The sequence below is a fragment of the Ruegeria sp. YTSA219 genome (assembly GCF_059609985.1).
The window spans coordinates 83298-98581 of sequence record NZ_JBXWMT010000004.1; the positions used below are offsets into that span (position 1 = coordinate 83298).

The following is a 15284-nucleotide window of genomic DNA, read 5'->3' on the forward strand; positions in this document are numbered from 1 at the left end:
CGTGCGCAGTATCAAAACTCTCCACGTGATCTCCGCCCATGCCGAAGGCGAGGTCGGAGATGTCATCGTTGGCGGTGTTCTTCCGCCACCCGGTGATACCTTATGGGAGCAGCGGTCGTTCATCGCGCGCGACCAGTCCTTGCGCAACTTTGTCCTGAATGAACCGCGCGGGGGTGTATTTCGTCATGTAAACCTGTTGGTGCCGCCCAAACATCCGCAAGCAGATGCAGGCTTCATTATCATGGAGCCCGAAGACACACCGCCAATGTCTGGTTCAAACTCGATCTGCGTGGCCACCGTGCTGCTGGATAGCGGGATCATTCCGATGCAGGAACCGGTTACACATCTGACGCTTGAGGCACCGGGCGGGCTGGTCCCGGTGCGCGCCGAATGCCGGAATGGCAAGGCCGAGCGCATATTTGTGCAGAACCTGCCCAGTTTTGTAGACCGGCTCGCCGTTCCGCTTGAAGTGCCGGGCCTTGGCACACTGACCGTGGATACGGCCTATGGGGGCGACAGTTTCGTGGTGGTCGATGCGGCGGCGCTTGGGTTTGACATCGTGCAGGACGAGGCGCGTGACATTGCGCGGCTGGGTGTAGCGATCACCAATGCGGCCAACGAACAAATTGGGTTTACGCATCCCGAAAACCCGGACTGGAATCACATTTCATTCTGCGCTTTTTGTGGCCCGACCGAGCGGGTAGCAAATGGCCTGCGCGGAAAATCCGCCGTGGCGATCCAGCCGGGCAAAGTTGATCGGTCCCCTACCGGTACCGCAGTTTCTGCCCGCATGGCCTTGATGGCCGCCAAGGGAGAAATGGCAGTCGGGCAATCTTTCCAGGCGGTTTCGATCATCGGCTCGTCTTTCACCGGACAGATCGTCGAGGCCACAACGATCGGGGGGCGTGCCGCGATCATTCCCGAGATCAGTGGCCGCGGATGGATTACCGGTACACATCAACACATGCTTGACCCGGACGATCCCTGGCCGGGCGGATATAAGCTCAGCGATACCTGGGGCGTCTGAATTTTGCCCATTGGCAAGCAGTTTTGATGATTTTCCGCAAACCGTGTCAAAATGCGCGGTCTCTGGCGATTGATCCCAAGCCAAACGTCATTTAAGGGAGGCCCTGTCAATACAGAGTCATCCCGGGACGGCAGTCTTGTTACGTCCCTTACGCGCCACGCCGATGTGGCCCCAACTCTTGGATCGCACGCCCCGAAAGGCTTAAAAAAGGTAAAAGAATATGGCAGATAAATCGAACTTCGACATATTGTATACCATTGTAGACGAAGCGCCCGAGCTGGCCAGCGCCTCATTCCTGCCCATCATTCGAAAGTTTGCATCCGCCGCCGGTGTCAGCGTCGGAACCAAGGATATTTCACTTGCTGGGCGGATTATTTCGACCTTCCCCGAAAAGCTGACAGATGCGCAGCGCATCACCGATGATCTGGCCGCATTGGGTGAGTTGGTGAAGACACCCGATGCCAATGTGATCAAGCTGCCCAACATCTCGGCCTCGGTGCCGCAGCTGGTGGCCGCCGTCGAAGAGCTGCAAGCACAGGGTTATGACATCCCGAGCTATCCCGAAGAACCTGCGACTGACGAAGAAAAAGCGATCCGCGCGCGGTATGATGCCATCAAGGGTTCGGCTGTGAACCCGGTTCTGCGCGAAGGTAACAGCGACCGTCGCGCCGCGCGCGCCGTCAAGAATTATGCCCAGAAGAACCCGCATTCGATGGGTACATGGGCCGCTGACAGCAAGACTAAAGTCTCGTCCATGTCCGGCAATGATTTCTACGCGAACGAGAAATCGGCCACCATTACTGCGGCGCAAGCCGGTGACGCCAAAATCGAATTTGTCGGACAAGACGGCAGTACTACGGTTCTGAAAGACGGCTGGCCGCTGGCCGAGGGCACCGTTGCCGATGCGACCTTCATGTCCGTCAATGCGCTGTCGTCTTTCCTGGCCGAGGCCATCGAAGACACCAAAAAAGACGGCACCATGTTCTCGCTTCACCTGAAGGCCACAATGATGAAGGTCAGCGACCCGATCATCTTCGGCTATGCGGTCAAGGCGTGGCTTGCCCCGGTATTCGAGGCCTATGGCGCTGAATTGGATGCGCTGGGTGTGAACCCGAACTCGGGTCTGGGCGATCTGCTGGAGCGGGTTGCAGGCAACGCCGACATCATGGCAGCCATTGACGCGATCAAGGGCGACCGCCCGTCCATGTATATGGTTGACAGCGACAAGGGTATCACCAACCTGCACGTGCCGTCCGATGTGATCATCGACGCCTCGATGCCTGCCGTGATCCGTGCTGGTGGCAAGGGTTGGGACGAAACAGGGTCGAAAGGTGACACTAACTGCGTGATCCCGGACCGTTGTTATGCGTCTATTTATGATGAATCCGTCAAATTCTTCAAAGCCAATGGCGCGCTGAACCCAGCCACCGTCGGAGCTGTGGCCAATGTGGGTCTGATGGCACAGAAAGCCGAAGAATACGGCAGCCACCCGACAACATTCCAGGCGCCTGCGAATGGAACCATTCGTATCGTTCTGGCAAATGGCGAGACACTGCACGAACACGCGGTTGAAAAAGGTGACATCTGGCGTGCCTGCACCGTGAAGAAGGCTCCGATCGAGAATTGGATTCAACTGGCGATGGACCGTCAGCGTCTGACCAGATCCGAGGCGATCTTCTGGCTGGACGCAAACCGTGCCCATGATGCCGAACTGATCAAATCCGTCCAACCCGCACTGGAAGCTGCTGGCGTGGCGGACAAATTCCAAATCCTGGCACCGCGTGAGGCGACCCGCCAGTCGTTGGAGACCATCACGGCCGGTAACGACAGCATCGCCATCACCGGCAACGTGCTGCGTGACTATCTGACCGACCTGTTCCCGATCCTTGAGTTGGGTACCTCGGCCAAGATGCTGTCGATCGTCAAGCTGATGCAGGGCGGTGGATTGTTCGAAACCGGTGCGGGTGGGTCTGCCCCGAAACACGTGCAGCAACTGGTCGAGGAAAACCACCTGCGCTGGGACTCGATGGGTGAGTTCTGCGCGCTTGGCGAGTCTTTGAATTTCCTGGCCGACAGCAAAGGCAACGCCAAAGCCGGAGTTCTTGGCGCCGCTGCCGAGGCCGCAACGCAGGGTATTCTGGACAACAACAAGTCGCCCAGCCGCAAAGTCGGGCAGCCGGATAACCGAGACAGCCACTACTGGTTCGCGCGCTATTGGGCCGAGGCGCTGGCCGCGCAATCCGATGATGCTGATCTGGCCGCCGAGTTCGCGCCGATTGCTGCAGAGTTGGCCGCGAAAGAACAGCAGATCCTATCCGAACTGGCCAATGCACAAGGGGCAGCGGCAGATCTGGGTGGTTACTATCACACCAACCCGACCAAGACTGCAGCAGTCATGCGCCCGAGCGCGACACTCAATGGTATCATTGACGGGTAATCCAGGTGCCCTGTCCTGATTTGGGCAGGGTTCTGAACCTGGCGTGAAAATTAAAAAGGGACCGACCCCCAAAGTCAGTCCCTTTTTGAGCGAGTGGGGAGGCCGAAACCTCTCCGGTGTAGTTGCGTTAACTGTAACAAAACCCTGCTGGCTGGATATTAGGGGTTTCCCGTATATTCATCCGTCTGCTGTGCCGCTGACGATACACCTGCCAAAATCATTGTCCTCCGGCGACGGAAAGGACTATGTCGCCGTACTGAATTCGAGAACAATAGGCCGTACAAGGACGGATTATGCGCGCAATGTGATAGCGCCGTGCGCCCACTAGGCGTTGAAAGAGCGGGTGATTTGCTTTTCGGCATAACGGTGGTAAAAAAATCTGGTTTTTGTTTTGTATTCGAGTGTTGTGTGCTGTGTGTATTTATCCTGTTGTTTTTGAGCGTTTTTCATATTCCAGAGGGTCAGGCGATGCGTCTGCTTCCTGCGCTTTTCAGGCCGCCGCAGAAAAGCTTGCCGATGATACGCAAATCGGTTCAACTGAATTCGCCCGGTTTCGCCGTTAATGACGGCAAATGTCGATATCGGTCGAAAGGGACCAGATGGAATGACTGAAAAAACCCGCAGTTCGCGTTTCGGGTCAATCCTATGTCTGGTCGCCGCTCTCTATTTCTTTGGGGTCGTCGCATATGCACTGGTAAATTCAGCGGAATTTGCCAATGGAACAGCGCGGTTGATCCGATACATACTGGCTCCGGGCGCGATTGGGCTGGCCCTGGCCTTGTGCGCGGCCTTCTTGTCGAACGAAGCCAGGCTGACTGTTGGTTTGAGCGCGGTATCGCTTTTGGCGGCTCTGTTCGCATTCGAGGCCTATCTGACCATCAAAATAATCCCCGGACGCCTAGGGCTAGTCGGGTTTGTCGGCGATGAGGTAAGCGTCGAAGAATACAAGGAAAACTTGCCTCCGGGCAGGACAATGAAACATGTAAACGATGCGCTGGATACACAACTGCTCGAATCTGCGTATCTGGCCCCCATGCCGGGTGACAAGATGCTATTGTGCTCGGTGTTGGGCGAGCCGGTGACCTACACGCCGGATCGTCTGGGGTTTCGCAATCCACCTTCAGTCTATGAAAACGATGTGAGTGTGATGCTGCTGGGTGACTCGTTTTCCGAGGGGTTCTGCCTGAGAGAGGGTGAGCATCTGGCGGCTAAGCTGCGTCAGGGCATGCCGGACCTGCTTAACACCGGCCACAGGGGCATTGGCCCGCTGTATCAACTGGCGATTTTGGGCCGGTACGGGCCAGAGTTCCAGCCCGACCTCACGCTGTTCTCTTTCTTTGCGGGCAATGACTGGCGCAATCTGGAACGAGAGCTTGAGAAGCCATGGTTGAGCGCAGCACTAGACCCGGCTGTAGATTTTGGCCCAATCGAGCATCCGGACCAGTCGGAATTAACCGCTCCGGTGATATCCGGATGGTGGGCAGAGACCACTTTATCCTGGGGCGACTACCTGCGGGCGCAACGGGTGTTCAGGAACTTTCTGGCATTGCAGAAAACGGCCGAGATTCTTGGGATTCACTATCCCAAAGCGACCGATGAGAACCCGGTATTTGCGGATGTTCTGATCCGGGCAAAGCAGATAACATCACAATGGGATGGTGAGATCGTCATCGTGTATGTGCCGACGGTCAGTCGCTATATGGGTCTGGTCGCCCAGCCCTTTATCCACGACCCGCTGCGAGTATTGGTGAAAGATGCGGCTGCGCAGGCCGGGCTGGACGTGATAGACTTAACGGATGTTATCGAAATGCAAGAGGATCCGGCATCGTATTATGCGCCGGATTCTCATTTCAACGAAGCAGGTGCAGAACTGGCCGCTCGGGCAATTACAGAGGGGCTGCGCCAACGCAATTTGATAGAACAGTAACGAATTGGTGTGTTTTGCCAGGGCCGCGCAACAGGCGCGGTATTGAGGTGTGAAATGAAGATTTTGTCATTCAAGTCGGGTCACGACGGTACGGTTGCGGGTATTGATGCCCAAAACGGTAACCTGCTGTTTTCCTATGAATCCGAGAAAGACAGTTTTCCCCGCAACACGTCAGTCACACCGGATACATTTATCGACTCTGGCCTGTGGTTCCGGGACTTGCCTGATATCCTGGCCCTTAGCGGCTGGTCAACGACCGGAACACAACATGTGACGACCTCGGGGGCAGGATATTTCGGCATTGGCGAAGGTGCTCAGACCGTGGGGAAACGAACGTTTTTTGGCAAAGAGATCGACTATTTCTCATCGACCCATGAAAGGGCACATATCTGGGGCGCTTATGGGATGTCTCCGTTTCGTCAGGGTGAACCTTGTTATGTGTTGGTTTGGGAAGACACGCTTGGCGATTTCTACAAGATTGATGAAGATCTAAAGCTGTCTCATGTTGGTCGGGTGATGACCGGGCCAGGTGCCCGATATTCATTCCTGAGCGCACTGGTTGATCCCGATTATCCCGTGCTTTCGCGTGAACAACGGCGTGAGGATCCCGGGAGGATGATGGCGGCATGTGCCTATGCAGAGCCCGGTTCACATGACGCGGATGAACATGCGCTGATAGATTATCTTTTGTCAGATCAACCATTGGCCGAAATTCTGCGCAAGGATCGGTTGACCGATTCCCCGTTTTTCAATGTCGGAATGCACAGCCAGCAGTTCAGTAATCTTGCACAGAAACTCTCGGATGCGATTTTTTCACGGTTCCTTGCCTTTGCCGAACAGAACCTGACAGAGGGTTATCCGCTGGTGATTGCCGGCGGATGTGGATTGAACTGCGATTGGAACACCAAGTGGCAGAATTGCGGCTTGTTCCGAGATGTATTTGTACCACCTTGCAGCAGTGATTCCGGCTGCGCCATAGGAACTGCGGTTGATGCCATGCGCCACTATACGGGCCAGGCAAAGCTGGATTGGACGGTTTATTCGGGACAGTCCTTTGTGGATGATAAAATCGACAGTAGCGGCATGCGGGTCAGCGAGCTACGTCTGAACGATGTCGCGGATGCGTTGATGTCCGGTGAGATCATCGGTTGGGCCAGAGGGAACTGTGAAATCGGTCCGCGCGCATTGGGCAACCGCTCGATTCTGGCGGCCCCGTTCCGGGCCGAAACCCGCGTGCGCCTGAACAGGGCTAAAAACCGGCCGGATACAAGCCCCGTGGCCCCATCCTGCCTTGAGGAAGATGTCAGCCAACATTTTGAGTGGGAAAACTCCGCGCCTTATATGTTGCATCTGCAGAAGGTGACCAATCAGAACCTGGCCGCGATCACGCATGTAGACGGGACAGCAAGGGTCCAAACAGTCCGCCGGGATCAGAATGCTTTCTTTTACGACCTGCTGAACGCATTCAAGTCGGCTTCGGGCACGGGTGTATTGTGCAATACGTCACTGAACTTTCGCGGAGCGGGGTTCATAAACAAAACCAGTGATCTGCATCACTATGCAAGATCGGCAAAGCTGGACGGCTTTGTCGCAGGAAACACGTTTTACAGGTTTAACTAGTAATATTGGCGCGCTTGCGGTGTCGCCGCACTTTTGGAGGTTAAGTACTTTGTCGTATGAATCAGGTCTGCAAAACTTTGAAAGACGCCGCCTCTTAGCTTCTGCAACAGCAAGGATTCCGGCCTATTGTCTCTTGTGTGGAAACATTGAGCAAATAACGACAAGAAAACTCGGAAAAATGGCCAAGCTGTCCAATCAATAGGATAAGAATTCGTTCGAACATGGGCGCAGCATCAAAGATTTGTATTTCAGGCGACGGTGATCTTGGTCGCTACAAGGGACGATAGAGAATGGATCAAAACCATATCGCAAACCAATTTGGCCAGCAGCGTCTGGATGGCATATGGCGGATGATTTACCGTCATCTGAAGTTGATCCTCGGAGTGACCGCAGCTGTGATCGTCGGCACGTTTATGGTCGTCAATCAACTGGACCCAAGATACAAATCCCGCGCCGAAATCGTTCTCACATCTCTGGATATGCGCGTCCGCGCCGACAGTGTCGAACTTGAATCCTATGAACTGACCCGCACCCTAATTGAAACCGAGATCGACATCCTGCGGTCACGGGAGTTTGCGGCAGAGGTCGCCCTAGCGCTGGACCTGTTCGAGAATGAGGCTTTTGCCGGGGCACAAAATCCCGCAAACCCGCAATCCACATCCGTTATCCGCAATCGTGTAATCGACAATACACTGTCGACATATAACGTACTTCGGCAAGGAGAGAGCCTTGCGATTGAGATCATCTCAACAGCCGAAGACCCGCAGCTGGCAGCCGATATTGCCAATACAGTTGCAGAGACCTTTATCCTTCGCCTGCAGCAGCGGCGGCAGCAGGGACTTTCATCTTCCATTTCTTTTCTTAAGGACCGCGTAAATGAGCTGGGTGACGAACTGACCCGTGACGAACTTCAGATGGCGGCCTTTATTCTTGAAGAAAATCTGGCGGATGAATCCGTGCCGGGTAGGCTTCGGTCGGAACTTGCGCGGCTGAACTCGCAAAAAGATGTGCATGAGATCAACGGAGCCAGCAGCGAAGAGGTCGACAAAATTGCTGACCAGATTGCCGTTGTTGAACAGGCATTGCGCAGCCGGACCGGTTCGGAAATTGCATTGCTGCGGATGGAACGCGCGCTGGAGCTTCTTCGGATCCGGTATCAGACGACGATTGAAAAGCTGAATGATTTCGAAACCCAGCAACAGTTTCTTGGCCAGGCGGTTCAGCAGGTTTCGGTTGCTCATGCGCCGACTTCGGCATTCTGGCCGAATACCAAAGTCGCCGTCGCAGTCAGCGCGATTGTCGGGTTCTCTCTGGCATTTGTGATCGCCCTGTTGATGGAGGGCAGCAACACGCGGATCGTCAACGAAAACCAGATCGAACAGCAAACCGATCTGACCAATCTGGGTTTCCTGCCGGATACGGTGATGGATTCGGACACGGATGGTCAGCAGGAGTTGTTGCGCTTTATCCGTGATCAGGGCCGCTCGCCGTATGTAGAGGCGCTGCGTAGTGTTTTGACGATGTGGTTTAACACAAATGATGACGGCAGCATCGTCATGGTTACCTCTGGTGTTCCTGGAGAAGGCAAGACCGTGGTTGCGGTTTCGCTGGCCCTAGTGGCGGGTACAGATGGTATGCGCGTTCTATTGTTGGATATGGATAACCACCGTTGCCGTGCCTCAAAAACACTGGGTCTTAACGGGGCGGCCCCGGTCGAAATCGAGGACGCGCTGAGCGGTGCCGTGCAACCCAGCCAGATTTATGTCGATGGCGAACGGGTACCGGGGGTTTCGTCGATCAGTCTGAACCTGCGTCCAAAAATATCCCGCAAACAGTTGATGCAGCAACTTGGCGAATACGGGCGCATGTTGCGCAATCAGTACGATCTTGTGTTGGTCGATACGCCGCCGACATTGGTCATTGATGACACGATCCGACTTGGGCCGCTTGTCGACGGTACGTTCTTGGTGGTGCGCTGGGGGCAGACCACCGAAAAAATTCTCAAGGATGCAATCGAAAAGCTGCGGATGAGCAATATCAAGATTTCCGGTACGATCATGAATGGTGTGAACATGCGGAAGCAAAGGCAATATGGGTATGGTGCCTATACATATCATTACTCGGATGAGCCTGGGAAAAGCAGCTGATTACGGTTCGCAGACCCTTGTAGGATTTGTTAGATTGGTGATTGGGTATTGGTTTTTATTTGCGAATATGAGGGCACAGCGCCCGCGACGCTTTTGCGGCGTGGTCCAATGACCGGCAGCCGCCAAGGGGTGGAATTGGCCGGTCGTTTGTGCGGCGGGCGGGTGGGTCAGACATGACCTCTCAGCCCGGCGCAACCTCAATCCCGACTGCTGTGCTTCGGCGTTTACTGCGCAATCTGAAATGGATCTTTTCCTCTCAGATAGCAGTCGCTTTGCTGGGCCTTGTGTTTCTGCCGGTGGCCGCCCGCGCACTTGGGGCCGCAGGCTTGGGGGTAATGGCAATAGGCGAGGCCTATGCGCGGATCGTTTCCCGATTCCTTCATCTTGAGCCCTGGCAGGCGGTGATTAGATATGGAAGCACTGCGCTGGAGGAAGAAGACCGCGAACGATTTCGCCGACTTGTCGGGCTGTCGGTCCTGATTGACGTGGTTGGGGGCGTATTGGCCGCCGGCGCTGCGATCGCATTCGCACCGATCATCGCCGGATGGCTGGGGCTGGATCAGGATCTTGCATGGGTGCTGCCGGTCGCATCGCTGGGAATTCTGGTTTCGCTGAGGCCAACCGGGTTGGCTTTGTTGCGGTCCTTCGACCGGTTCGATCTGTTGGCCAAACTGGATATTTTCGCAGCGTCTGTGCGGATGGTGCTGGGGGTGATTGCCTGGCAACTGGGGTTTGGGCTGCCTGGCTTTGTCGCGATATTTGTTGCTGTCAGCCTTTTAGACGGCGTTCTGGCCTTTGCCGCGGGGCTGCGAGAAATGTCGCGGAATGGCTATGGCCGTCCGATGCTTGGAATAAAACAAACTCTGGGTGAAAATTCCGGGTTTCTGCGCTTTGTTTGGAACAGCAATCTCTCTGTCATCTTGCGTCAGACCACGCAGCGCCTGGACGTGATCATATTGGGTGTTCTGATTTCACCGACGATGGTGGGATATTACCATATCGCGAAACGGTGCGGCGAAGCTGCACTGCGTCTTGGACGACCGCTAAGCCAGGCGATCTATCCCGAGTTCACCCGGTTTGCCGCCCGAAATGAATTTGACCGTTTGCAAAAAATGCTAACGGGTCTCAGCGCCGGGTTCTGGGGGGTAATTGCCCTTGTCTTGATTCCAGTGATCTTGATGCTGGAACCGATCGTTACTGCGATTTTTGGTGTGGATTATGCCCCTGCAGTACCGGTCGTGCGCGTGCAGGCAATCGCGGTAGGTATTTATCTTGGTGGGATACTGCTGAACCCTGCACTGCTGAGTCTGGGGCAAGACCGGGCCTTGGTTCGGATCGGTTTGTTGAACACTATTTTGTTTCTGATCCTCATTGCACCGATGGTTTCTGTTTTGGGCGTGGTCGGTGCCGCAGTGGCGCATATGCTGTGTAATTCCGTTTGGTTAGGGCTGTGTGTGTTACACTTGCGGCGTACATTGCTGAACCCTGCATTACACGGAAAGGAGCAGGTGCGCCCATGAGACCTGCATCGGTCCAATCAGTTTCCTTTGGCAAGCCGACCAATGGAATCGGCTATTTGCCAAGCGTAGACATGGCAGCTCTCTATTTCCTGATGGCGGCTGTAGCCCTGGCGCCGATGAACTATCTCAGAGTGGATTTCGTCTATTTCACCCTCTCGGATTTCTTCTTTGTGCTGGCTGGGTTTGTCATGCTGGCAACTGGCCAGCTGCCGGTTAAGATATTCGGTCCCGCAAGCGGGTTCTGGTACAGTTCGTTCCTGTTTTTCACAGGGGGCCTGACCGTAGGTTCGTTGATCAACGGAGATCCGACCGAGCTGCTGACTGTGTTTGTTCAGTACTTCTTTTCGTTGATCGTGCTGCCAATCCTGATCGGCAATCGAAGCTTTGATCAGATCGTCCTGCTGATGAAGGCATTTATTATTGGAATGGGCATTGTTGTGCTGTTTGGCATCTATGCAATCAACTTCATGGAAGACCCGACACACCGGTTTGTATCCGCCAATGGTCGCATGCTTTCGCTGGTCGAGCGGGCAAATGAATGCGCGCTCATGCTGGCGATGGCCATCGTTTTCCTGCTTAGCCTGATCCTGCAGAAGCAAAGCAGCCGCATCTGGGGGCTGATCGTGCTGCCAATCCTGTTTTACGGCGTCATTCTGACCGGTTCGAATTCTGGTCTGATCGTGACCATAGTGGGGACTGTCGCCATTATCCTCAGCAGCGGGTCCCCGCGTCATGTTGTGATCCTGATCGCCAGCACGTTGATTGCGGTTTTGGTGGTCCTGAACTTTGGTGAGCTTTTCTTGCCAGAGGTCTTTCGCGAACGAGTTCTGAATGCCGTTCTTGCAGGTGACATTAGCCAGGCGGGCACGTTCTCTGACCGGCTATTCCTGCTGCAAGAGGCCTTCGAGGTATCCCGTGGCACTTTGTTGATCGGGCTGGGTGCAAACCAGTACAGCCTGGCCAGCGAACAGGGAATCGTGGTTCATTCGGCCTATTTGCTGACTCTGTCCGAAGGTGGCTTGATTTCTCTGCTCGGTATGGTCGGCTTTATTTTGGCCAGCATATACTTGGCCTGGATGGCCATTTCTGTCGGCCGCTCGCCATCGGTCGGGGCACTGACCATCGTTGCCATGCTGATGTATGTCGTGCTGCTTGCCGGGGCGACGACCTTTTATGCCCGGTTCTGGAACGTACCCTTTGTCCTTGCCATTGCGCTTAGCGTGTCGCGCCTGCCGGTGTTAGGACCAACGAATACACTTAGGAGATTGTCGTGAAATTATTGCAAAAACTGATGCTTTCTGTGATCGCGGCTTCGGCTTGTTTTATCGGTGCGCTTCAGGCCGAGGAATATGTTCTGGCCCCGCAGGACAAGATCAATTTGCGTGCGATGCGTTGGGATCCGGTGGTTGCGTCTTTTGTGAACTGGCAAGGCGTTTCCGGTGAATATGCGCTTTCTTCGGGAGGGATGCTGATGGTGCCTCTGGCCGGTCAGGTTCATGCTGAAGGGCGAACGACCGAAGAACTGGTACTGCTGCTGGAAACTCAGATGCGCACTCGCGTGGGGATGGCAGAACCGCCTCATCTGGCGATCGAAGTCATCGGCCATCTGCCTGTATACATATTGGGGGATGTCCAGATTCCAGGCTCGTACCCTTATCGGCCACAACTGACCGCGCAGCAGGCGATGGCGCTTGCGGGCGGGGAATACCGGTTGCCTTTGCAAAATGACGTAGGAACGAACTTTACCGGATTGCGGGTTCAGGGTGAAGTTCAGTTGTACAATGAACAGATTGAAGCTTTGCAAGCCGAACAACGCCGACTGCTGGCTGATCTGTCAACACTGTCTCCGGACGGCGGTGATGCCAAAATTGAACCCCCACAAGGTCTGCAGGGGGAGATTCTGCAAGCGGATCAACAGGCCCGGGAAGGGCAGGGTGAACGCATCATCCAATTACAGGAAACCCTCAAAGATCAGATCGATAGCCTCGAACGGCAGCTGGAATTGCGGGCAAATCAGATCGCGATCACGCGCAATGATCTGGATGATGCTCTGGCACTACAGAAAAAGGGCCTTACGGTCAGTTCGCGCGTGTCATCTCTGTCCAACTCGTTGAACGATCTGGAAAGCAAAAGTGTGGATATCGAGATCGCTCTGGGCTTGGCCCGGCAACAGCTGAACCGCGCGCAACGCGATGAGCTGGAGTTGCTTGATACCGCGCGCTCGAATGCGCTGGTGCGGCTGAATCTGGTGCAGATCGAACTCGAGGATTTGCAGACCCGGCTGGGCACCGCGAAAATCCTGCAGGCCGAGCTGGCAGCGCTTGGCGTTGTTGAAGAGGTTGATGCGGTCGAAGAGATCGTGATCGAATACTCAGTCACCCGCGCGGCCGGAGGAGCCGCAACGGCGATTTCGGGTGACACTGTCTTGTCCCCCGGGGATACGCTTTCGGTTTCTCGAACCTTCGTCACGCAAACACAATAGATTTCAGTTCAATGATTTATGGTTCAGCGCGCGGTCCTGATGTCCGGCGCTGAGCCAAAAAGGCGGCAGGCCAGAATGAAAAAGATACGCGTTTTATTTCCCTTTGCAGGTTGGGCAGATCTGGGCGGCAGTCATGTTTCCGCGCTCAAACTTGCGTCCTGTCTGGACCGGGATCAGTTTGAACCATTGGTCCTTTGCCACAACGAAGCGGGGTCAGTCGGGCAGTATGCACAATCGCTGGGTCTGAATGTCGAAGTTTTGCAGGGCCCCAGGCTTATGGGCCCTCCAAACAACAAAACGGATGCAGATGTTGGCTTTCCGGAATACTGGACCCGGACCTACGGCCAGCTCGTCCGGTTTTTGCGGGACAAAAAGCCAGATATCGTCCACACAAATGAGGGCCGATTGCATGTGAATTGGGTGTTTCCGGCCAGACGGTTGGGGATCAAGCATATCTGGCACCACAGGCAGGATCCGCGCGCGGTAGGCGTTAACTATGTCGCGCCGGTGTTTTCGAACCGTATCCTAAGCGTGTCGTATTTTTCGAAACCCTCGCGTCCGATACGCTCGGTTGACAAAAAGTTTCAAGTCATCCGCAGCCCCTTCGACCTGAGCATTCAGCGCCCGGATCCAGACGCGGCGCGTCGGATGATCCTGAACGAAATCGGTGCGCCGGAAAATGCAGTTCTTCTGGGATATTTTGGCCATCTGGAACCGCGAAAACGGCCGGTTCATTTTGTCCAAAGCCTTGTGGCCATTCAGAAACAGTTTGGGGACAGGCCGGTACATGGCCTGCTGTTTGGCAAAGTACTCAATCCCGATGACGGGTTGGACTCAGGCTCCATGGACGTGGCCCGAGAACAGGGGATGGGCGCGCAGATTCATATGATGGGTTTTCGGCAGGATGTTGAAAAGTGCATGGTCGCCATGGATGCCACCCTTGTGCCGGCCTTGAACGAGCCATTTGGACGCACCTTGATCGAGGCCATGCACCTTGGGCTGCCCGTTGTGGCCACACGGCACGGCGGCAATGTCGAGGCAATCGATCATGGCAAAACCGGTTTTCTGGTAGATCCGCAGGACCCCGAGGCCTTTGTTGAGCCGGTCGTCTCTCTGATTGAGGACCCGAGCCTGAGACAGCAGGTAACACAGGCGGCTTACCAATATGTGCAGGATAATTTTGGGTTGGATAAACACGTGGCCGAAGTGTCCGACGTGTACCGGGAATTGGTATCGTGATCCCGATGCGAATTGTAGGGTTTAGAGGGTAAAATGGGTTTGGCGAACGAGCGAAAAATAGATTTCCTGATTTTTGGTGCTGCGAAATGTGCGACCACTTGGTTGCAGAATTCATTGACGGCAACACCGCAAATTTTCATGCCGGATCCCGAGCTGCACTATTTCTCGGATCATTATGACCGGGGGGCGGTCTGGTATCGCGATCAATACGAAGGATATTCGGGCCAGAGTATCGTGGGTGAAAAGTGCAATACCTACCTGACACATCCAGAGGCCGCCAAAAGGATCGCCCAGGATCATCCTGATGTCAGGTTGATCCTGCAGATGCGCGATCCGGTTCGCAGGGCTTATTCCGATTACTGTATGCTGTATCGCCGGGGCACTGTCGGGGACGACATTCATCGGTATCTGGACCCCGACAAAGCCGGTGATGAAAGGTTCTTGCACAACGGCAGATATGGCTATCACCTGCGCCGCTTTTACGATCTGTTTCCGACCGATCAGATTTTGTTACTGGCCTATGAAAATACCGTCTCGCAACCGGTGGAAACCTTGCGCCGTGTTGCCGATCACATCGGTTATTCCGGCGTCGTGGAGCCGCCACTAGAAGAGCGGGTCAAAAACAAAAATACGCCAATCGTGCCCTTGCCTCTGAGGCGGGTTCTGGCGCCGCTTCGACCGTTGCTTGACCCGATCCGGCATACGGGGCCGTTAAAGGCCATTCGCAGAGCGGTGGCGCGGCAGGTGGAATACCCTGAATTGCCCGATGCTTTGGCGCAGAAAATGGCCGATTTCTACAGGCCAGACGTTGCCGAGCTTGATGCGATTGATCCGGGTCTCAGCCGCGGGTGGCGCAGTTTCTCGGATTAGACGTCAGCTTAGAAT

General features: G+C 55.0%; 10 protein-coding genes. All 10 read left to right on the forward strand.

Annotated elements, in window-relative coordinates; all coding sequences use genetic code 11:
• Position 1 precedes the first annotated feature (1 nt).
• A complete protein-coding gene (locus tag AC2FFB_RS07900; RefSeq protein WP_496689402.1) occupies positions 2-1027 on the forward strand; it encodes a trans-3-hydroxy-L-proline dehydratase in 1026 nt (341 codons plus the stop codon).
• A gap of 220 nt (positions 1028-1247) precedes the next feature.
• Positions 1248-3464 carry an NADP-dependent isocitrate dehydrogenase gene (locus AC2FFB_RS07905; protein WP_496874756.1) on the forward strand — a complete coding sequence of 739 codons (2217 nt, stop codon included), beginning with the start codon at positions 1248-1250 and terminating at the stop codon, positions 3462-3464.
• 604 nt (positions 3465-4068) lie between these two features.
• Entirely contained in the window at positions 4069-5391 is a 1323-nt protein-coding gene (locus AC2FFB_RS07910; protein WP_271948774.1) for an alginate O-acetyltransferase AlgX-related protein, read from the forward strand.
• Between the two features lie 54 nt (positions 5392-5445).
• On the forward strand, positions 5446-7011 hold the full coding sequence (locus AC2FFB_RS07915) for a carbamoyltransferase C-terminal domain-containing protein (protein ID WP_496874757.1): 1566 nt from the start codon (positions 5446-5448) through the stop codon (positions 7009-7011).
• 290 nt (positions 7012-7301) lie between these two features.
• Positions 7302-9158 carry a GumC family protein gene (locus AC2FFB_RS07920; protein WP_496689394.1) on the forward strand — a complete coding sequence of 619 codons (1857 nt, stop codon included), beginning with the start codon at positions 7302-7304 and terminating at the stop codon, positions 9156-9158.
• A gap of 173 nt (positions 9159-9331) precedes the next feature.
• A complete protein-coding gene (locus tag AC2FFB_RS07925) occupies positions 9332-10678 on the forward strand; it encodes a lipopolysaccharide biosynthesis protein (protein WP_496689392.1) in 1347 nt (448 codons plus the stop codon).
• 71 nt (positions 10679-10749) lie between these two features.
• Positions 10750-11952: an O-antigen ligase family protein gene (locus tag AC2FFB_RS07930; RefSeq protein WP_496713809.1), complete on the forward strand. Its 1203-nt coding sequence runs from the start codon at positions 10750-10752 to the stop codon at positions 11950-11952.
• The gene (locus AC2FFB_RS07935; RefSeq protein ID WP_496693735.1) at positions 11949-13160 is read left to right on the forward strand and encodes a polysaccharide biosynthesis/export family protein; all 1212 of its coding nucleotides are present in this window, start codon (positions 11949-11951) and stop codon (positions 13158-13160) included. The genes AC2FFB_RS07930 and AC2FFB_RS07935 overlap by 4 nt, the downstream gene beginning before the upstream one ends.
• Before the next feature lie 75 nt (positions 13161-13235).
• Positions 13236-14399 carry a glycosyltransferase family 4 protein gene (locus AC2FFB_RS07940; RefSeq protein ID WP_496693736.1) on the forward strand — a complete coding sequence of 388 codons (1164 nt, stop codon included), beginning with the start codon at positions 13236-13238 and terminating at the stop codon, positions 14397-14399.
• 33 nt (positions 14400-14432) lie between these two features.
• A complete protein-coding gene (locus tag AC2FFB_RS07945) occupies positions 14433-15269 on the forward strand; it encodes a sulfotransferase family protein (protein WP_496874758.1) in 837 nt (278 codons plus the stop codon).
• Positions 15270-15284: the final 15 nt, after the last annotated feature.